17 protein-coding genes are annotated in these 18,912 nt (G+C 52.5%); 7 read left to right on the forward strand and 10 right to left on the reverse strand.

Features of this window, described 5'->3' with window-relative positions; translation table 11 throughout:
* Nucleotides 1-316: 316 nt before the first annotated feature.
* Nucleotides 317-880: a hypothetical protein gene (locus KTH_RS05840; RefSeq protein ID WP_497617110.1), complete on the forward strand. Its 564-nt coding sequence runs from the start codon at nt 317-319 to the stop codon at nt 878-880.
* 12 nt (nt 881-892) lie between these two features.
* Here the strand turns inward: KTH_RS05840 and KTH_RS05845 are convergent, their stop codons facing one another.
* Both KTH_RS05845 and KTH_RS05850 read right to left on the reverse strand, forming a co-directional pair.
* Nucleotides 893-1,021: a hypothetical protein gene (locus KTH_RS05845; protein ID WP_497617111.1), complete on the reverse strand. Its 129-nt coding sequence runs from the start codon at nt 1,019-1,021 to the stop codon at nt 893-895.
* Nucleotides 1,022-2,083: 1,062 nt separating this feature from the next.
* Nucleotides 2,084-2,323, reverse strand: coding sequence for a hypothetical protein (locus KTH_RS05850; RefSeq protein WP_497617113.1), 240 nt, complete (start codon nt 2,321-2,323; stop codon nt 2,084-2,086).
* Between the two features lie 1,533 nt (nt 2,324-3,856).
* Here KTH_RS05850 and KTH_RS05855 point away from each other — a divergent pair.
* On the forward strand, nt 3,857-4,096 hold the full coding sequence (locus tag KTH_RS05855) for a hypothetical protein (protein WP_497617113.1): 240 nt from the start codon (nt 3,857-3,859) through the stop codon (nt 4,094-4,096).
* Nucleotides 4,097-5,023: 927 nt separating this feature from the next.
* On the opposite strand, the gene KTH_RS05860 is transcribed toward KTH_RS05855, so the two are convergent.
* From KTH_RS05860 to KTH_RS05890, 7 genes are all read right to left on the reverse strand, one after another.
* Nucleotides 5,024-5,845 (reverse strand): hypothetical protein, encoded by an 822-nt coding sequence (locus KTH_RS05860; protein ID WP_497617116.1) that lies wholly within the window; start codon nt 5,843-5,845, stop codon nt 5,024-5,026.
* On the reverse strand, nt 5,842-8,085 hold the full coding sequence (locus KTH_RS05865; protein ID WP_497617118.1) for a hypothetical protein: 2,244 nt from the start codon (nt 8,083-8,085) through the stop codon (nt 5,842-5,844). The genes KTH_RS05860 and KTH_RS05865 overlap by 4 nt, the downstream gene beginning before the upstream one ends.
* Nucleotides 8,078-9,076, reverse strand: a complete 999-nt coding sequence (locus KTH_RS05870; protein WP_497617120.1) for an ATP-binding cassette domain-containing protein — start codon at nt 9,074-9,076, stop codon at nt 8,078-8,080. Before KTH_RS05870 ends, KTH_RS05865 begins: the two co-directional genes overlap by 8 nt.
* Nucleotides 9,077-10,425: 1,349 nt before the next feature.
* Nucleotides 10,426-10,569 carry a hypothetical protein gene (locus tag KTH_RS05875; RefSeq protein ID WP_497617123.1) on the reverse strand — a complete coding sequence of 48 codons (144 nt, stop codon included), beginning with the start codon at nt 10,567-10,569 and terminating at the stop codon, nt 10,426-10,428.
* Between the two features lie 1,045 nt (nt 10,570-11,614).
* Entirely contained in the window at nt 11,615-11,803 is a 189-nt protein-coding gene (locus KTH_RS05880; RefSeq protein ID WP_497617124.1) for a hypothetical protein, read from the reverse strand.
* 39 nt (nt 11,804-11,842) lie between these two features.
* Entirely contained in the window at nt 11,843-11,995 is a 153-nt protein-coding gene (locus KTH_RS05885) for a hypothetical protein (RefSeq protein ID WP_497617126.1), read from the reverse strand.
* 169 nt (nt 11,996-12,164) lie between these two features.
* A complete protein-coding gene (locus KTH_RS05890; protein ID WP_497617128.1) occupies nt 12,165-12,587 on the reverse strand; it encodes a hypothetical protein in 423 nt (140 codons plus the stop codon).
* A 183-nt stretch (nt 12,588-12,770) separates the two neighbouring features.
* Here KTH_RS05890 and KTH_RS05895 point away from each other — a divergent pair, with 183 nt between their 5' ends.
* The 5 genes from KTH_RS05895 (at nt 12,771) to KTH_RS05915 (ending at nt 16,505) form a co-directional block, all read left to right on the forward strand.
* Complete coding sequence (locus KTH_RS05895) at nt 12,771-12,941, forward strand: hypothetical protein (RefSeq protein ID WP_497617130.1); 171 nt, start codon at nt 12,771-12,773, stop codon at nt 12,939-12,941.
* Nucleotides 12,942-13,469: 528 nt separating this feature from the next.
* Nucleotides 13,470-14,054 (forward strand): tetratricopeptide repeat protein, encoded by a 585-nt coding sequence (locus KTH_RS05900; protein WP_497617132.1) that lies wholly within the window; start codon nt 13,470-13,472, stop codon nt 14,052-14,054.
* A gap of 321 nt (nt 14,055-14,375) precedes the next feature.
* Nucleotides 14,376-14,831, forward strand: coding sequence for a transposase (locus KTH_RS05905; protein WP_497617133.1), 456 nt, complete (start codon nt 14,376-14,378; stop codon nt 14,829-14,831).
* 185 nt (nt 14,832-15,016) lie between these two features.
* A complete protein-coding gene (locus KTH_RS05910; protein WP_497617135.1) occupies nt 15,017-15,448 on the forward strand; it encodes a hypothetical protein in 432 nt (143 codons plus the stop codon).
* Between the two features lie 676 nt (nt 15,449-16,124).
* Nucleotides 16,125-16,505: a HepT-like ribonuclease domain-containing protein gene (locus tag KTH_RS05915; protein ID WP_497617138.1), complete on the forward strand. Its 381-nt coding sequence runs from the start codon at nt 16,125-16,127 to the stop codon at nt 16,503-16,505.
* A gap of 801 nt (nt 16,506-17,306) precedes the next feature.
* Here the strand turns inward: KTH_RS05915 and KTH_RS05920 are convergent.
* On the reverse strand, nt 17,307-18,233 hold the full coding sequence (locus tag KTH_RS05920; RefSeq protein WP_497617140.1) for an SDR family oxidoreductase: 927 nt from the start codon (nt 18,231-18,233) through the stop codon (nt 17,307-17,309).
* Nucleotides 18,234-18,912: the final 679 nt, after the last annotated feature.

An 18,912-nucleotide genomic window follows, 5' to 3' on the forward strand; every position in this document is an offset into this window, starting at 1 on the left:
GCTTCGGACGAGAAACCCAGTGTTATTACTCATGAGAATGGAAAGTTCTATCTTACAAATCACTTAAAGGAGGCAGCAATGAACCCTAACAATGTTGTGGAAACACGAGTTGGGAAATGGGGAACTTTTATCAAGAAGGAGTTTTTGTTAGCAGGACCCTCCGGGAAGTTTCGTCTCCTCGAAGCTGTCTGGCATGTAACGGAAGATGGTCTTCGTTTCGTTTCACCTATCCTGAAGTTTCGTAAGTAGAGAATCTTGGGGAGTGGGTGGGCGAAAATGCTCCTCATTTCTCTGTCTTCGTCCAAGAGAGGGGAATATGTTTTGTTTTACTGTCGGAGAATATAGGGTTTCTGTTTCCAATACATTTCCATCCCTTTTTTGGGAGTATCATAAAAAGGCCCGCATCGTTGAACATATTGGTGATGTAACAGCAGAGAACACGTTTGTGATCCTCGTTGCGAAAGGAAATGCATGGCCTTTCCTCATCCTGATCCTTCATGTTTCTGTAGGGGAAGAGAGCGGTTTTAACCCGGGAGTGTTTCTTCTTCCTGAAACGCAGACCTTATTCATAGGAGCAGGAGAGATTCTGCTGATCTATCATCTGGAGAGAGAACAAAAGATTTGGGAAGAGAGAATCATGGGAGGATTTTGGGGTTGGCACTACGTCGAGCCTTTTGTTCTTCTGTCTGCCGAAATAGAGTTATCGATATGGAATAAGGAGGGCGAGCGGCTTTGGGAAACATTTGTGGAGCCTCCCTGGAGCTATGAGCTTGAGGGAGATGTGATCAAGGTTTTTTATTCGAATGAAACACGCTATTACCGTTTGCAGGATGGGACAGAAGTAGAGCAGGGGAATGAAAGAGGTAAAAAGCAAGGGTAGGTGAGACATTGATCAGGAGCGATGAGGAGAAATGGACGGCTGACGGGCGTAGCGGTCACCACGCAGCAGAATCAGCTCTGAGAGCACTGCTCTCTTCATCAGGTGATCATCGCGGCGCTGCTGGAAGAAGTGCAAGGACATCGGCGCCCAGTCTCTTCTGGGAGTATCGAGCCAAGAGGGGGCGGCATCGGCCTGAGGATGCCGCCCCCGGGGTATTCACTACAAGTCCTTCTTCAGCATGGTTGCTGCTTCCGATGTCTGAGGAGCCAGCCGCCCCCCTCATCACCACTTTGCGCCGAAACCGAGCCTCGGTTTCTTTCACTGGATCCGCTTCATGGGACGGAGGGCTTGGTGTCGTTTGATGGTCCGTGTTCAGAGGGAGCGAGGTGCTGTTCTTCTGCGTGGAGAGAGAAGCATTCTGGTGTTTGCTTTGTCCTCAGGGGAGAACGGAGGATAGGTGCTTGCATTGCGTTGGGAATAGAGGGATGCTGTGTCCCCGGCACGGCGGTGAGGAGAGACCGGGGGACAAGACAAGCAGAAGAAGGGAGAGCGTCAGGTTCCTCCCGGTTTTCTCGTTATCAAGGACAGTCATCCTGATGACGAGAATGAAGCTCTCCGAAGGAACATCGTCGTACGATCGTGGAGGAAAAGGACCTTTGGCTGCTCGCTAGTTTGTCATGTTGCGACCATCTCCACTCATGTTGCCAAGGAAGCTGACGAAGTGACTTCTCTTGGAGGAGGAGGAGGAGGGAAGGATGATGGGTGATGGGCCGTCGCGTCTTCCAGGATCTTCTTGTGATGGCGTTTTTGTCGGGTATGACGTGGGTTTTGGGTATTCATGTGGGCTCCCTTTGCTTCTTGTTGTCTGTTTTGCCTTGCTCTCGAGGAACAGCGAGGACTGTCACTCCTCCTCCAATCTGCTGACACGGATGCTGGTGTCGTGTCTGCTTGCGCAGGGGTGGCATGAAGCGGGACCTGTGGTTGCCCCTGTGGGTGTGGCTGCGGTGGAAGCGACCTGGCTCTTGGGCGAACGAGGAGCAGGCGCTCTGCCAGGTGGTTTTCCGGGTGTGGGTCTCTCTCATTGCGGCAGAGGAGGGAGAGGTCAGGAAGAGGAAGGGGGAAGCGGACGCAGCAGAGAAGAGGGGTGTATGTGCTGGAGAGGATGAGCGTGACGAGAGGGAGGTGGTGCCGGTGCGTTGCGGATCACAGGAACAGGGGAATGTTCCCATGAGGTCGAAACCAGCAGACAGGAAGTGTGCGTGCGGCCAGGCGGATATGAGTGATGGTCAGGAAGAGCGGTGGGGTGTGTGCCTGTGCGGGTGTTGGGAGCTGCATGGGGAGTGAGAGGCGCTGTGCTGACGGGGCGCAGCGAAGGAGTGCCGTTGCCTGCTCAGCGCAGATTGAGCTGGAGAGGGGGAGCAATCCGCGCTGGGGGCGCTGCACTGGCCCTCCGCTGTCTGAGGACCCTGCATGCAGGAACAGAGGGCAGCGGAGGGCTGTCTGCCCCCCGTTGCTCGGGCGGTGATGTGCGTGAGTCGCGCGAGACTTCCTCGGTTGAGCGCCCCCTTTTCTGTCGTGCGAACGTGTTCTGCGTGTGAAGGAGACGCTGTGGAAGAAGAGAGCCTCTCTTTCCTCGTTGAGAGGTGTGAGCAAGGGTCGTTTGCGACCGGAAGGCGCTGTGTAGGGTGCTTTTGCCTTCTGATCTGCGGAGCGGTTCCCAAGAGAGCGATCCGAGAGAGGAGCGAGCGAGGCTGAGCTGTTGAAGGGGAAGGTTGTTCCTGGTGTTGCGGTGTCGGAGTGCGCTTGAGTGTTGCTGTCTATCGAAGGCGATCATCCTGATATCCGGAATAGAGATGTCTAAAAGGAACATTGCCCTACTCTCTTGTAGTAAAAGGAACTTTGGCTTCTTGTCATTTTGACTTGTAGTAATCGGTACTTTGCTGTTACTGCGTAACAAGCATGTGTTCCCTGGATGGTAGTAAAGCGAAAGAAGCAAGAGCTGCCGGGGTGGGTTGTTGAATTGCTCCGGGTATTGGGTGGTACGGTGCGCTGTGCAGGGGGCTTGAGCGGGTCTGGAGCGTTCTTCGTGCACTCTGTTCAAGGCACCGTGTCTTTGTCTCTCCTTCTGGCGGGCTGTTACTCCTACTACAATATGATGGCACGGGTCGGTTGTTCCCGCGGTGCCCCCTATGTTACAAGAATTACTTTCTGAAAGTAATTCTTGTAACATAGGGGGCACCGCGGGAACAACCGACCCGTGCCATCATATTGTAGTAGGAGTAACAGCCCGCCAGAAGGAGAGACAAAGACACGGTGCCTTGAACAGAGTGCACGAAGAACGCTCCAGACCCGCTCAAGCCCCCTGCACAGCGCACCGTACCACCCAATACCCGGAGCAATTCAACAACCCACCCCGGCAGCTCTTGCTTCTTTCGCTTTACTACCATCCAGGGAACACATGCTTGTTACGCAGTAACAGCAAAGTACCGATTACTACAAGTCAAAATGACAAGAAGCCAAAGTTCCTTTTACTACAAGAGAGTAGGGCAATGTTCCTTTTAGACATCTCTATTCCGGATATCAGGATGATCGCCTTCGATAGACAGCAACACTCAAGCGCACTCCGACACCGCAACACCAGGAACAACCTTCCCCTTCAACAGCTCAGCCTCGCTCGCTCCTCTCTCGGATCGCTCTCTTGGGAACCGCTCCGCAGATCAGAAGGCAAAAGCACCCTACACAGCGCCTTCCGGTCGCAAACGACCCTTGCTCACACCTCTCAACGAGGAAAGAGAGGCTCTCTTCTTCCACAGCGTCTCCTTCACACGCAGAACACGTTCGCACGACAGAAAAGGGGGCGCTCAACCGAGGAAGTCTCGCGCGACTCACGCACATCACCGCCCGAGCAACGGGGGGCAGACAGCCCTCCGCTGCCCTCTGTTCCTGCATGCAGGGTCCTCAGACAGCGGAGGGCCAGTGCAGCGCCCCCAGCGCGGATTGCTCCCCCTCTCCAGCTCAATCTGCGCTGAGCAGGCAACGGCACTCCTTCGCTGCGCCCCGTCAGCACAGCGCCTCTCACTCCCCATGCAGCTCCCAACACCCGCACAGGCACACACCCCACCGCTCTTCCTGACCATCACTCATATCCGCCTGGCCGCACGCACACTTCCTGTCTGCTGGTTTCGACCTCATGGGAACATTCCCCTGTTCCTGTGATCCGCAACGCACCGGCACCACCTCCCTCTCGTCACGCTCATCCTCTCCAGCACATACACCCCTCTTCTCTGCTGCGTCCGCTTCCCCCTTCCTCTTCCTGACCTCTCCCTCCTCTGCCGCAATGAGAGAGACCCACACCCGGAAAACCACCTGGCAGAGCGCCTGCTCCTCGTTCGCCCAAGAGCCAGGTCGCTTCCACCGCAGCCACACCCACAGGGGCAACCACAGGTCCCGCTTCATGCCACCCCTGCGCAAGCAGACACGACACCAGCATCCGTGTCAGCAGATTGGAGGAGGAGTGACAGTCCTCGCTGTTCCTCGAGAGCAAGGCAAAACAGACAACAAGAAGCAAAGGGAGCCCACATGAATACCCAAAACCCACGTCATACCCGACAAAAACGCCATCACAAGAAGATCCTGGAAGACGCGACGGCCCATCACCCATCATCCTTCCCTCCTCCTCCTCCTCCAAGAGAAGTCACTTCGTCAGCTTCCTTGGCAACATGAGTGGAGATGGTCGCAACATGACAAACTAGCGAGCAGCCAAAGGTCCTTTTCCTCCACGATCGTACGACGATGTTCCTTCGGAGAGCTTCATTCTCGTCATCAGGATGACTGTCCTTGATAACGAGAAAACCGGGAGGAACCTGACGCTCTCCCTTCTTCTGCTTGTCTTGTCCCCCGGTCTCTCCTCACCGCCATGCCGGGGACACAGCATCCCCCTGTACCCAACGCAATGCAAGCACCTATCCTCCGTTCTCCCCTGAGGACAAAGCAAACACCAGGACGCTTCTCTCTCCACGCAGAAGAACAGCACCTCGCTCCCTCTGAACACGGACCATCAAACGGCACCAAGCCCTCCGTCCCATGAAGCGGATCCAGTGAAAGGAACAGAGGACTCGGTTTCGTTGCAAGACAGTAGTATGTTTATTCCTCGATATAGCGAATAAACCGGGATTCGTTGCCAAGCATCCAGAGGATACAGGCAAACAACAGACAGGCAATGAGCAGCAAGACCCCTTTCCCCTGAAACCAAGCCACAGGGTCGGGTGAAGACGCTCGCTTCTGCCAACCGAGAAGAGTATAGGCCAACAGAGCATTCTTTCCCTTTAAGCTCTGCGTAATAATCTCATTACAAACCCAATAACCCCCAACAAGCAGATACCCCGCCACTAAATTACATGAGAGCAGCGTCACCAAGAGGCCAAGTGAAACAAGCAAAAAAGCGGTTGGAAAGACGGTCCAGAGTACCTCAAAGGGCCACGGCCAGACCAGATCTTTTGCAGGTGGTTGCTCGGTCACAGCATAGGAAATCCAGCCAGCCAGCCCGACAACGAGCAGCAGATAACATAGTACGTAGAGCAGCCGTTCACTGAGCACACGCCGCAACGAGCGCCGCAACGTCACCTGTGCCAGCATACCATACCTCCACTCCTCCGAAAAGACCGGCAACGCCACGCAGCCCGCAACCAGCGGAAAAAAGCGTTCCAGAGCAGTACGTAACTCAGTTGCATAATCAGGTGTTTTCGCCGTCCGTTCCGGCTCCTTCGGCTTTTCCGTAATCTCCGATGAGGAGAGCTGAGGCGGCTCTAGTGGCATGGGAGGTCTATAGGAGATCTGTGTATGTACTAAAGAGACGATGATCAGGCAAAGCGGCAACACCCAGGTCCAGGATACCATCTGCTTCAGATCAAATGGGAAGTGAAACCACCTACCCCTCTGGCTGGCGAGATATGAACGCTCATTCATGGTTTTGGCATCTCCTCAGGTACATAGGGCTTGAAGTCGGCAGATACATCTCGTCCGAGTGTAACGCCCGCTTCCTTGATAAATTGCTGGATCGTCGGCGGACGCATATCCTGTTGGTGGGCAGTGAGGAACCGCTGAAGCACCTGCGTAATCTTCGCCTCCCCCTCTTTCTTTTCCAGCTTCATCAATCCCACTGTTGGTAACGGACAATCAGACAAACCAAGCTTCTGGATTTTTTCACTCACTACCGACAGCTTCGCCATATCCTCCGGCTTCATTTTCGCCTTATCTCCATACTCGCCACGCTCAAGACAGAGCTGATAAACACGCCCCTTATAGGTAGTGCCAAGTATTCGACCTGTCATGTTGATAGCGCTATATGCAGAGAGCATCCCTTTGAGATTCGTCGGCCATTCCAGAAAAAAGGAAAAACCGTGCGGCTGCCCCGTTGTCGCATTCCGCTTCGCCAGCACCATCTCCTGAAGCAAGGCATCTGACCACCACGCCGCCGCGACCTTCTCTCCAACAAAGCTAGAGGTCACGGTTTCATCTTCCAGATCAATGGGAAAGGAACTGTACAACGAGTGTTCTGGCAACAACAAAAGATGAGTACTTATCACAGGCTCACGCAAAAACGGAAGGACAATCGCAGTTGATGGCTGCTTGTTTTGCGGCTCAAGCCAGTTCCGTAATTCGTTGAACAGCCTGCTCATCAGTCGATAGGTAGATAGCGCCTTTTGATCCGGCTGAATACCATGATAAACCAACGGTGTCTGATCCAGCCTCATTTGTTGCTGTGTATCAAACGCCACCACAAAAACAGAGGGCAGATACCCCGGCTTCGTCACCTCTATCTGCCGGGTCTCTTGCTTGAATATGCCTGCCGCTTGCCAGACATGCTCAGCCTCCGGCAGCCGCACACTCACTCTATCGAAGGGGAGTCGGGAGCCATAGGCCTCTACTAGCGATTGCACATACGGCAGCGGATACCATCCTCCCGCGCCGTTGCCGTCCAGAACTCCAATTCCCTGACCGAGAAAGCGATAGACAGCATTCGGTCGCCCGAGGACATCTATCATACCACCAGCAGTTCCCACATAGTTCTCACGACCAAGCGTTAGCTTTCCCGCATAGACAAGAGTTAAAGTCAGAGCCTTGCCAGAGGGAAGCGTCAACCGAGTCCAGCCCTGTTGCGTGCGGAAAGAGATAGGCTGCTGTCCTGCCGTCACGCGCTGAATCTGTAATCCGGGATTGAGCGCGAGCAACAGTTCCTTTTCAGAGCCGGATTGCAGTTGAAATGTGGCCTTCCCTTCCAGTTGTCCGCTGTGGATATACGCTGTTACGTCAAGCTGATAGTGCGAAACGATCGCGTTCATCGGCTGCGCAGGTGGAACCCCCAGATCCAGATACTGTTTGGTCGTCTGCCCGAATGCGCTGGTAATAGGCAGCATAAGCCCTCCCCCAAGCACACAAAGCAGAAGGGCAACACCAAGGTGATACCAACGCCGCATCCCATATCGCGTCTTCATTTGTGAGAGAAGTAACACCACGCCAAACAGCCCCAACGCGATAGCGAGAAAGAAGCCTCCTTGATTCAGTACCAAGGAAAGATCAGGCCCAAAGCCAATACTACTCGAATAAAAGAGCGTGTTCTTGTGCAGATTAAGCATATGCAATGGAGTTGCTGGACTGCTGAGATTGAGCACTATCATCGCACCACTACAGAAAATCGCCCCAAGAAATGGAACATCAATCAGCGCGATCACAGCCACAAAGAGCAGTGTGAAACAGAGGCACATCGCCCCATTGACTAGCAAAAAGGGTAACGCAGCGAACGGTGATACAAGCTCCAATCGTATAACACTTAGGACAATCCAGCTCCCACATAATGTCAATAGCACTGCCAACAGGCCTAGGACCAACGCCGCCAAACTTTTGCCAAGCATGTATTCAAACGAAAGCAATGGCCTGACCTGCAGTAAAGGGTGCATTTTATATCGAACATCACGTTGAAACACAGAAGTAAACACAAAGGGTAACAGGAGGAGGACAACATAGGCCGTTGTGGTATAGACGTTCACTTCGAGGACAGGCAAGGAGATACCTGTTCCAAGGACAAGGACAGGAATCACCGAAACTGCGCTGGCCAGAATGGTAAGCAACCAAAACGAGAGCGCGCGCCATTGGAGAAGACTCTCAAACAGGGCCACGACACCTACCCGCTGTACCATTCTAAACATAGCTGCTCCCTCCTTGTAAGGCAGCTGCCGAGAATGAAGGTGGCATCTGTAAATCAGCCGTTCCGATCAGGAGAAAGTACCCATCTTCCAATGTCGGCTGACAGGGAACAGCCTCAGGAGCAGGACACGGACCAACGACACGCGCAATCACTTCGTTTGGAGCCGCCACTCCACCCGGTACAGGAGAAAGCGAGGCAATAATAGCTGCTCTCCGCTGACGCATCTGCTCAATTGTTTCTAACGTCGTACGCCACTGCCAACACGCTCCCGATGCATGCTGCGTCAGTTGCTGCACACTTCCTTGAAAGCGCAAACTCCCTTGTTCTAGGACAGCAACAGAACCTGCAATCGTTGCAACATCGGCAACAATATGTGTGGAAAGGAGAATCGTCTGTTCTCTTCGCGCTCCAAGCGTCCCCAGTAACATGCGAAAACGCTGTTGTTCAACCGGGTCCAGCCCCGCCGTCGGCTCGTCTATAATCAATACTCGAGGATTCCCCAGAAGTGCCTGAGCCAGTCCCAGGCGCCTGCGCATTCCACCACTGAGTGTACTTGCCCGAGCATGCTTTTTCTCTGTCAGGTTCACCACCTCAAGCAGTTCATCGATTTGCTCTCTCTTATGCCGAACATTCTGGAGGGAGGCAAAGTAAAACAGGGTCTCCTGAACTGTCAACTTCGGATAGTAGCCCTGTTCCTGCGGCAAGAAGCCAATCCCGATCTGAGAACGAATGGCCCATTTCTCTTTCTTGAGATGATGGTTATTGATCCACACCTCACCTGATGTCTGGGGAAGTAAAGTTGCAAGAATCTGTAGGAGGGTGGTCTTCCCTGCACCATTGCGGCCCAACAAACCGAAAACCCCCGGCTGTATTTGCAAATTAACATTTTTTAATGCCCATTTTTCACGTGCCCCTTGTTTGTAACATTTTGATAGATCTTTGATGGTAATCGTAGTACCACCAGAATTCCGCGAAGGGATAGACGCTACCATCTCTCATCCTTTCAGTTTAAATAAGGTGTATATTCGGAAAGATTCAGAATATACACCTCACAAAAGATTAATCAGTGAAAAACTGACTTACCTATACTTTTGCCGGGCAACTCCACCCAGGCCAAATACCAAGAATTTTTTTCTAAAACAGGCTGCGGCAACCCCAGGAGAATAGAGTTGAGGACTATACAGCTGAGTAGCATAAGTATTACAGATTTCTCCATAATTCGCTTCCGCAAAGGGACTCATCCGTTGTACCTCAAGATCAATACAATCAAAGTCATTCCAGCCTCCATAATTTGTGGCTCGCGCCCAGTTGGTTTGACATTCGGCCCCCAACGTAGCTCCATGAGCACATTATCAGTCACACCTTGCGTCGCTGTATAAGCATTGCTATTACAGAAGGTTTGAGACGGATCTGTGTGATCACAACCATACCCAGAACAGGTCCCTAATGCGCGCTGCGTTGCGGCAAAAACCACATCAGACAACCCAAACATCAGACAAAGAGCTACCACATCGCAAAGGCTGGTAGAACAAAAGATAAATGTCTTCTCGCTTTCAAGGCTCCCTCCAATTTAAAATATTTTTTTCCCATGCAAAGAACAGTTCATCTCATACATGCACTATGGCACATATATGCATGAGCTTTGTTATTATATTTTGAGAAATACATTTATGTCAATACTTAAAAGTAAAAGTAATATTACCTATATATAAGCTATTATGATGATTAATAAACTGATAAGACAAAATATAAATAAACACACAAAAACAAGTTGATACATTTTGACAAAGAATAAAAGGTGGGAGAAGGCATTTCTTCATTGTTTATTCTACTCTGCTAGAAACTTTCAATGCAATTGAATTGAAATACATAGGCCATAGATATATGTGACAAACAAAATAGGAGTATTCCTGAACAAAACTCCCAGAATATCCTTTTTCCAGAAAGAGGACCAATCAGTAAAAACTGTGCTTGCCTCTACGCTTATAGAGCAACGCCAGGAAGGCAAAAGGCCAAGCTTTTTTGTCTGCAATCGGCTGCGACAACCCCAGGAGCATAGAGTTGAGGACTATACACGAGAATTCTAGGAGTATATGTTTTTCCAAGATAGACTTCCGTAAAGGAACTCATTCGTTGTACCTCAAGATCAATGCAATCCATATGTCCCCAAATTTCATTAGGAACTTGTGCCTGGTTGGGTTGACATTCAGGTCCCCAACACAGAGCTCCATGAGCACATTATTAGTCGCTCCCTGCGTCGCTGTATAAGCGTTGCTATTACAGAAGTTCCAGACAGATCTGTGTGATCAGCCATATCCAGAGCGGGGAGTCCTTTTGGCCTCTATCGGGTTGAGTCAAGAGCTTTGCTCGGGCAGAAACAGCGAGAGCAGACACACTCTTTGCCCGTCAGCTCCACCTGCTGGTTCTGCTCCCGAATCCAGGTGCGCACCAACTTGCTTCCATGCCAGGAGACATTATCCCACATGAGCAACCATGCGGTTTTGTCTTGCTTCTCCAGTTGGGGAACAGCTCCCGTCCAGAAAGTGCACGATCTCAAAACGCTACTTCTCGGTTGCCCGGCAGAGAGCAGAAACATTCTCATCTGCCAGCAGTTCCGCTGTCCTACCGTGCCACTCCCGCCGATTTCTCCCCTTTTTGGGGAGAGAAAGTTAAGGTTGCGCCACCACAGCCGCAAAGTAGATTTCATCCGCAGGCAAGCCTCACCAGATGAAACAGAAGGTGGGTAGGATAGCTTCCAAAGGCCTCTTTGAGCCCAAAAAGAAGATCCATGAAACAGAACTTTCCTGTTTCATGGATCGCAAAAAGCATGTATTACTCCTTTTATATATTCCTATTTTGACCTGCACGTGAACAAAAGTACTGATAAATCGCCCATCAACAGCGCTGCATTCTTCAGGCGAAAGAGATGCGATATCTTTGATGTCCGGAGACGTATAGCAGGCGCCTTCTGTATCTCCTACATCTCAACGGCTCTTGTGAATTTGCCGTTCAAACCTGCGTCGTTGCAACTAACGTGATATTCTGGTTCTGGTTGAAGACGTTATCCGGGTCATAGCCTTGATGCGTCCCAGGCGAGCATACATCTCGTCCGGATAGGCGCGGCAACGCTTGCCTGGCTAGCATCCACCCAAGAAATTGACGTATGCACCACTACTCAAGGATGCCAGCGAATCCCAGGCCGCCTGGCTGACCTGCTACGCCTGCTCTTCTGTCGCATTGGCTGGGCAAAATAACAGGGACGATCACAAGGTCTTCGCTCTCACGACGGGCAAATGCCGTGGCCAGTGGGTTAATGCGTGCCATTGCCCCCAAGGCAGCGGATTTGGGCAAAGGGCTTGCCAGGCTGGCCATAGCACTGTAATCACCTCCTTGCTCAGAGATTTGAGAAATCCATTATGTCCCATCAGCTTGAGTCCTGAGGCGTAGGACGGCGTCCTCCAACATTGCATAGTAGGACAGAGCTTCTTTTGAATATCCTGTGCTTGCATGGTGCTCAAGTGGGGCAAGGACTAGATCGCTGGGTCAGCTTCGGCCCGGTCATCGCCTGGATAACAGAGCAGCACCGAAACGCGAGGAGGCACCTGGAGTCTGATGCCAGAGAAGAGCACAATGGTCGAATTGAGTTCCTCCGGCGCTTCACGCATGGTACTGGCCCAGGCCGTCAGCACACTCTCCGCTTCGGCCCCACCATAGTTCACCGAACCACCAATAATGGCTTTGCAGGTTAGGCGTAGAAGTTAAAGGAAGTGACGGCTCCGAAAATTCCCCCCGCCGCCACGAATGGCCCAGAACAGAACGGTACCGATCAAGGGCTTGGTGGCTTTTGTGGCCTTGATGCGCACCCCAGGCGGTGGACCAAGAGCGCAAAGCCAGGCAGCACGCCCTCGCATGACGCTTGCTTTCCTCGTAGTTGCCCCTTGTTGGAAAGCCGTCATGCCAAGCACACGAGGGAGAGACGGGCTTTTTTGTCTTTGTCCAGAAATCCCTTGATCTTTCTTGCCTCCTCCTCACTCCTGCTCTCATTGAAGCGTGTGACGCTTTGGGATCTAGCACGCTCTCTTACGCACCGTTCTTCTCTGGGGATGAACGTTCACGATTTGCTCGATCCTCTCCATTCACGATGGTGATGAAGCATACAAGGCCCGCTGAGCACTGAGTGTCGGAGACGGGATCGTGGCATGTTGCGCACGTCTTCCAGTGGAACAGAAGCAGAACGAGGGACTGATGCTGCCGCCTCGTAGGCAGGAGGGGAAGCACTTTGGCTAGCCCTTTTTGGAACATCTCGCCAAGATTGCGCAGCAGATGCCAACGATCGAGCACCTCTTGAACATGCCGTGCACTAAGACGAATGGCTTTTGTATCCATCTTGCCCCGATCACGGCTCACGAGGGCAATGCCAGAATGAGCCTGCAACCAGGCTCTGATTGCCTGCTCCTCGCACCGTTCAAGGAGCCCCATGGGGCGGCGGTGTACCAGATCCACCAGAATGGTCGCTCCCTGCCTAGAGTACAGACACTCCTGTCATTGATTGCTAAGCACACGAGGCGTGGGCAGTGGAACCGGCTGGGCACAGCGTCGTAGCAGGGTCATCAAGGTGGAGGCCCCATGGGCAAGCACAGGCGCCGGCACAGGCGAGCCCCACTTTCTCCCTCAAGTGCTAGAGCAATGGTGAGCAATCGCCATGAACGCGATGAGTGCGACGAGCACGCCGCGGTAAGGAAGGCAAGCCGTTCACAAAAGATGCGCCGCGCACTGGACGGAGTATCGCAGACAGGCGACGAACACGCACCTTCGCTCAGACGGGATGCTGACCCACGGAAGGTCAAGGCATACTGACTGTGCATGCGGGAACTGCGTCTGCCACAGAGCGGACAGGCAGCATCTTTTTGAATGCTCGTGAGACAGTGCATGATCTGTGTGGAGGAGAATTGAAGCTGCTCAACAATAACACCAGTTTCGGGAGAAAACAGCGGCTCGTTCAGCTGTTCTTCTCTCTGCTCTGGAAGTGTCTCTCGTTCGTGTCTCATGGCACAAGCAGACCATATCTCGGACAGAACGTGAGAATGTTTCACCAAAAGCTGGGGAGAGCCACGATGATGGTTATTGATCCACACAGCACCTGATGTCAGAGGAAGTAAAATTGTAAGTCTATAGGTTCGCTTTCAAGACTCAAAAATTGATGTATTGCCTAAAAATCACCTTTTCCATATTGCATAAGATCAGAAAATATGCATTACTAAGAGAGCGTGAGAATTTTGTGTATATAGAAAAGAGAGATGTTGATTCGTTTCAGAAAAACAATGCACTCGAGGCAATGCTGGTCATTCACCTCACGTAGATTTCTCAAAAAGAAAGGGGAATCTTATGGAACCCGCGAAAAGAGCTCTCTTGGAAAAAGGAACACACCTTTGCAATCAAAGACACTATCAGGAAGCGCTTGACTGTTATGATCAGGCACTCCTTCTCTATCCACATGATCCAGATATCTGGAACAACAAAGCACATATTCTTTCGCTTCTTGGAAAGCACCCGGAAGCTTTGTCTCTCTATGATACCATGATCCACCTCTCCCCCGATCAAGCATATCTGTGGGAGCAGAAAGCCTCTACACTCTCGGAATTGGGATGCAATGAAGAGGCCCTTGATGCATACGAACATGCCCTTCTTCTTTTTCCTTCTCACGCCTTGCCTTTTGATCTTGCCCTTGTATGGCATAATAAGGCCAATGTCCTCTGCAAGCTCCAGCGCTATGAAGAGGCTCTCCTGGCTTTTGACCGCGCTCTTGCCTTGCTCCCTTCTCTCGCCCCCACTTGGGATGCAAAGGCCCAACTCCCCGCTTCTCTTGGAAAGGAGGAGGAAGCTCGCTACAGCCAGGCGCAAGCTGCACTCGCTCGGCTTTCTTCTGGGAACACGCCTCCAACGCAGAACGAAGCAAGATCAAGCCAATGAACGAAAGCAGAATCGTTTTGACTCCCCCCGGAGTTCAACGTGATGCGCACCTTTTGGAACAAGAAACTGAGTGGGCAGACGAGAAATCTCATGAGACGATGCAAACGTCGAAATAAGACCGTTCCATAGATTGAATGGAACCAGAGCGGCATCTGTTCATACAAGAGAGCAGCATTGCCGCTCCTACATAATGCAGATCATGCCAACGAGGTTGCAAAAAAGCCCATCACAACAGCTGATCCCTTAGTGACTCCGAAAGGGGGACGATAGGGAAAAGAAAGGAGACCGCCCCGGAAAGCCAAGTTGAAAGAAACCAAACAGATGCAAGAGCGAAGAGCACGAAAGCGGTATCCCTCCGATCTGACCAATGCGCAATGGGAGCAGATCGAACCATTCATTCCAAAGATCTGCCCTACCGCGACAAGAGTCAAGCATCTACGACGCGAGACCGCCAACGCGATCTTATACGTGCAGCGAACAGGCAGTTCTTGGAGGCAGATGCCCCATGCTTTGCCTGATGGCAAGACAGCGCCCCATTCCTTCCATATCCGGACACAGAGAGGGATCTGGGAACCGGCTTACCCTCGTGCAAGCGCAACAGCATCCAAGCTGGACGCCATCGCGAACATTCCAGTTCCTGCCGCGCCCTTCCTCTCATCCTGCTTACGGTGGAAGAACGTCGAACAACCTCTCTTCGCTCTATGGCTACAGCCCTCTTGCCGATTTTTGGGCTGCGCACGGCTTTGCCGTCATCCAACCCACGCATCTCACTTCTAAAAGTCTAGGCTTTGATCCGACAACTCCCGGGGTACCTTTATTCTGGCGATCTCGCATTGAAGATATGAGCCACATTCTCGATCACCTTGATGTCCTTGAAGAGGCTGTACCGAAATCAAGGGACGGCTTGATCACAGTCGCGTGGCCGTCGTTAGACATTCATTTGGCAGCACACAGCAAGCATATTGCTGGGGACAACCGATGAGGATGGAAGGGTTGTGTATCTTCCCGATGCCCGGATCAAAGCGGGTGTGTTGTTCGCCTCCATTGGTGCTGGCAGCGATCATCTCAGTGCGACTGCCACTCAATATGCCTGCCTTCGCACCGCTTGTTTCGCTCAGATGGCTACACCAACGCTTGTTGTGATGAGCAACAAAGACCACAAACTACAACTCACTTCTCGGGAAGCCGACTATTTCGCCGATCCCTATTTTTTAAGCCCAGGACCAAAGAACTTGCTGGCGCTCTTTGGTGGAAAGCACATACTCAGCGACATAACGGGATATGATGCGGCTGAGACGACTGATGAGAACCCTGAACGCGTGGCGACAATCCAGCAGCTGACTCTCGCCTATCTCCAGGGTAGGTATTTTCCAATGCACCAGCTTTGTCGGTGACGCCGACGATGGAGCCTAACCCATCACAGAGGGAGGAATGCGTGCCGTTGCCGCTGGAAAAGCGCGCGCTCTTTCCTTGCTGTTACCCAGAAGGCTATTAGCTTGGTTTTACCTTTTTTTCTCCTTATGCACTCTGTTCCAAGGCCGACAACAACCCTGCCTCCCTGCCGATTTTAGAGGTGCAGGGTCCTATCTACGCCCTAAAACTTCTTTGTTCCTCTGCCAAACATTATCTATATAAAGTTGAGAATCGCTATAATGAGGCCAACTTCATGCTTTACAAAAAATAGGTTACCACACTCAAAATAGCTAAAACCAGGCAAACTGTTTTCCGGGCATCGGGACCTCCTTATGCATGCGATCTGTGTACTTCTCTCTCTTATGAAGAAGTACAGATAAAGATGTTACTGGGCTCCTCCTCCTCCTAACCACACCAATCACTAACGGAGGACATGGCGTCTCCTATCAATGCACCTAAGCCCTCTCCCAGAGAAGCAAGTCCGAGTTCGGCTACGAGCAACGATGGAACCAAGCCCATCACAGATGGGAAGAGGGAGGGCTCTCGTCACTGGAGAAGCGTGCCCCGATCAACGGGCCACAAGCGACAACGTGTATCGCTCACCTGGTCCTTTCCTCTTTATGAGAGTGCCCGCGTGCTTGCAGAGGCGATCCCGCTATGAGAGACACCCGAGAACGCTTTCAGGACATGTATGAGGCCATCCTCCGAAGTGAGAAATACGCCCAGCAAGGGCGCACGGCCTTTGAACAAAATGAGCTCATCCAAACCCGGATCATTCATCACCTGGAAATCATTGGGGAAGCCGCACGCGCCATTCCCCAAAATGAGCGTGCCTCCCATCCTCATATTCCCTGGAAACAGATCAGTGGCATGCGCAATATCCTGATCCACATGTATTTCGGCATTGACACTGACCTGGTGTGGAACGTTGTCGAGCACGATCTCCCCCGGTTGAATCTGACCTTTGCTATCGAACCGCTAAAGAAGCCGGAGGTGGTGGAAGCCAGCCACCAAGCGCTTTCGGAAACAGCCCCCTGATACATGCGCTCAATGGTCAACCCACTCGATGTTCTTGAGCAAGACAGGCATCACATGCAAAGGCTTCTCTTTCCTGTCTGATCCTCTCCGGTCAGTGCCTCTTTGAGCGCTTATGCCTGTTGCGGAAGCACGATGGACAGAGCCATCTCCCTCCTCGGGACACATGAGATAGTAATCCTTCCCGCAGCCGTTGCACGTCGCGTATAGGGGGAATGTCAAAGAGACCTTTGTCTTCCCGATTGAAGTGGGAGACATCCCATAGCCCACGCGAGAGACCGCATACGCTGTGTCACGCTCTTCCTCCAGCATCAACCGCCGGACCTCCTGGAACCGGCGCTGCTTCCGGAACTGGGAGGAACTGATCGCTGTGAGGGAACCATCTATTTGTGCGAGCTATACATACATATCATTTTCTACTCAAAAATATCTTATACATATAAACTTACAGCATCATATATTTCTACTTTCTTTTTATATCCTCTTTATATGGATATATCCTCCTATTATTTTCTACAAAAACTCTTTTTCATCAGATAAAATCTTTCCTTTCGATCGTTCCAGTATATTCCACATCAGATCCCCTTCCTCCGGGTGGTTCCTTGTACCTTGCCTTAACCGATGCCCCCACACCGACCGATATGCAGGTTGACCCATATGGAAAGGATCCATTGCGAGAAAAATGTGCCTGGAGCAGAGGGGAAGGTGAGAAGCGGAAAGAGGAAGCCGGGGTTTTACGTGGCCCGGCAGCACGGACATGAAAAAGAACAATGCGTTTCTCGAGCAATTCCTGGTGTGAAACGGTCAACGCAATGTTGACCATGCCTCGTTCGTGAAGTAGTAATCGCCGTCGAGATCCGCCAGGAGACCAGGTTGTACAGGATGCCACCCCACCCATTGTTGGGTCAGTGTGCTCGAGGCTGGGTTGTCTTGTGAAAAGAAGTGCCCGAGGAAGCCGAAGTGTGCGCTGGCCTCCTCGAGAGGCAGGGAGACGACCGGAACATTGAGGCGGCGACCAATGACGCTGGCAATGGCGCGTACTGGTATCCCTTCGTCGGCAACTGCGTGCAGCACTGATCCCGCTGGGGCCTTCTCTAGCGCTAATCGGAACAGATGTGCGGCATCAAGCCGGTGCACAGCGGGCCAACGATTCGAGCCGTCGCCTGGGTACGCCGATATGCCTTTGGTACGAGCAAGGCTGATGAGGGTCGGGACAAACCCGTGGTCGCCCTCGCCATGGACCGTCGGTGCAAGTCGCACGATTGACGTGCGCACGCCGCGCTTGGCCAACGCGATTGCCGCGTTCTCCGATGCGATACGGGGTGCGGTTGACCCGGCGTCGGCCACGTCCTTCTCCGTCCCGAGATGCCCCTGCGGGAGAAAGAAGGTGAGCATCAATGTTCCCGAGGTGATCACGAACGGCTTGTCAGAGCCCTCCAGTGCAGCTCCGATGGTCTCGACTGCCCGCAGATCTATTTGCCCGGCAGCCACGGAGTCCGAGAAGTCGTGCATATATGCGAGGTGGATGACGCCGTCGGATACCGCCGCTCCGCTTCGTAGACTGTCCAGATCATCAAGCGCCCCTCGGTGCACATCTGCACCGATAGCGGCAAGCGACGCAGCACGTGCGTCTGAGCGAGCGAGACCGAGGACCTGGTGCCCGGCAGCTAAAAGCTCACGGACGACGGCCAAGCCGATATAACCAGTGGCGCCAGTAACGAAAACTCTCATAGGAAATTCCTCCATCAAGAAATGTAGGGGTACGGCTTGGGTTGTGTGGCCACACGCATCACGTCAAGCGATACTCTATGACTGGTCGTGTGGTCAAACAGTGCATGCGCCGGGACGAGCAGCAATGAAGCCAGGACCTATCCCGACGGCACGCGTTCCTTGCGCCAATACGCCTCGATACAACATCCTTGCAGGAAACGTTGTTTTCGACACATCGGAAGTGTATACGACGAGTGATCCCAGAGCAAGATGAGTGTTGATCCTAGGAGTGAGACTCCTATGGTTCCGCAAGAAGGCGGATACAAGAGAGAGAGGAATGATGGGACGAGAGCAAGAGACCCAGCGCTTGCAAGAACTGGGTGATTTTCTGCGCACCAGGAGGGCTCGGTTGGCTCCTGAAGACGTGGGCATGCCGCGAGGAAAAGGAACACAACCCGAGAAAAGGGCCCGCTCCACGAAGGTCCACTGCCTTCTGCTTCCCTCCTGTTCCCACCTCTCCTGTCGCACCACTCCCTCGTCGCAGCCAGCACTGCACACAGGCTTCAAAACAAGACAGGTCCTCGTCGGCAGGGGCGTGCCGATTCTGCTTTGGCACTCCTCAGTCTCCCCTTCTACGAACCCGACACATGCGCAGAAAGAAAGGAACAGTGAAGCGAAAGGTATTCAGAACCGCCTTCCC

The sequence above is a fragment of the Thermosporothrix sp. COM3 genome (assembly GCF_059696735.1).

Bases quoted from the DNA above. Each gene is read 5' to 3' on its own strand.
- KTH_RS05840 (WP_497617110.1), top strand. From the start codon at position 317: ATGTTTTGTTTTACTGTCGGAGAATATAGGGTTTCTGTTTCCAATACA.
- KTH_RS05845 (WP_497617111.1), bottom strand. From the start codon at position 1,021: ATGTCCTTGCACTTCTTCCAGCAGCGCCGCGATGATCACCTGATGAAG.
- KTH_RS05860 (WP_497617116.1), bottom strand. From the start codon at position 5,845: ATGAATGAGCGTTCATATCTCGCCAGCCAGAGGGGTAGGTGGTTTCAC.
- KTH_RS05865 (WP_497617118.1), bottom strand. From the start codon at position 8,085: ATGTTTAGAATGGTACAGCGGGTAGGTGTCGTGGCCCTGTTTGAGAGT.
- KTH_RS05870 (WP_497617120.1), bottom strand. From the start codon at position 9,076: ATGGTAGCGTCTATCCCTTCGCGGAATTCTGGTGGTACTACGATTACC.
- KTH_RS05875 (WP_497617123.1), bottom strand. From the start codon at position 10,569: ATGTGGGATAATGTCTCCTGGCATGGAAGCAAGTTGGTGCGCACCTGG.
- KTH_RS05885 (WP_497617126.1), bottom strand. From the start codon at position 11,995: ATGCGAGGGCGTGCTGCCTGGCTTTGCGCTCTTGGTCCACCGCCTGGG.
- KTH_RS05895 (WP_497617130.1), top strand. From the start codon at position 12,771: ATGGTGAGCAATCGCCATGAACGCGATGAGTGCGACGAGCACGCCGCG.
- KTH_RS05900 (WP_497617132.1), top strand. From the start codon at position 13,470: ATGGAACCCGCGAAAAGAGCTCTCTTGGAAAAAGGAACACACCTTTGC.
- KTH_RS05905 (WP_497617133.1), top strand. From the start codon at position 14,376: ATGCAAGAGCGAAGAGCACGAAAGCGGTATCCCTCCGATCTGACCAAT.
- KTH_RS05915 (WP_497617138.1), top strand. From the start codon at position 16,125: ATGAGAGACACCCGAGAACGCTTTCAGGACATGTATGAGGCCATCCTC.
- KTH_RS05920 (WP_497617140.1), bottom strand. From the start codon at position 18,233: ATGAGAGTTTTCGTTACTGGCGCCACTGGTTATATCGGCTTGGCCGTC.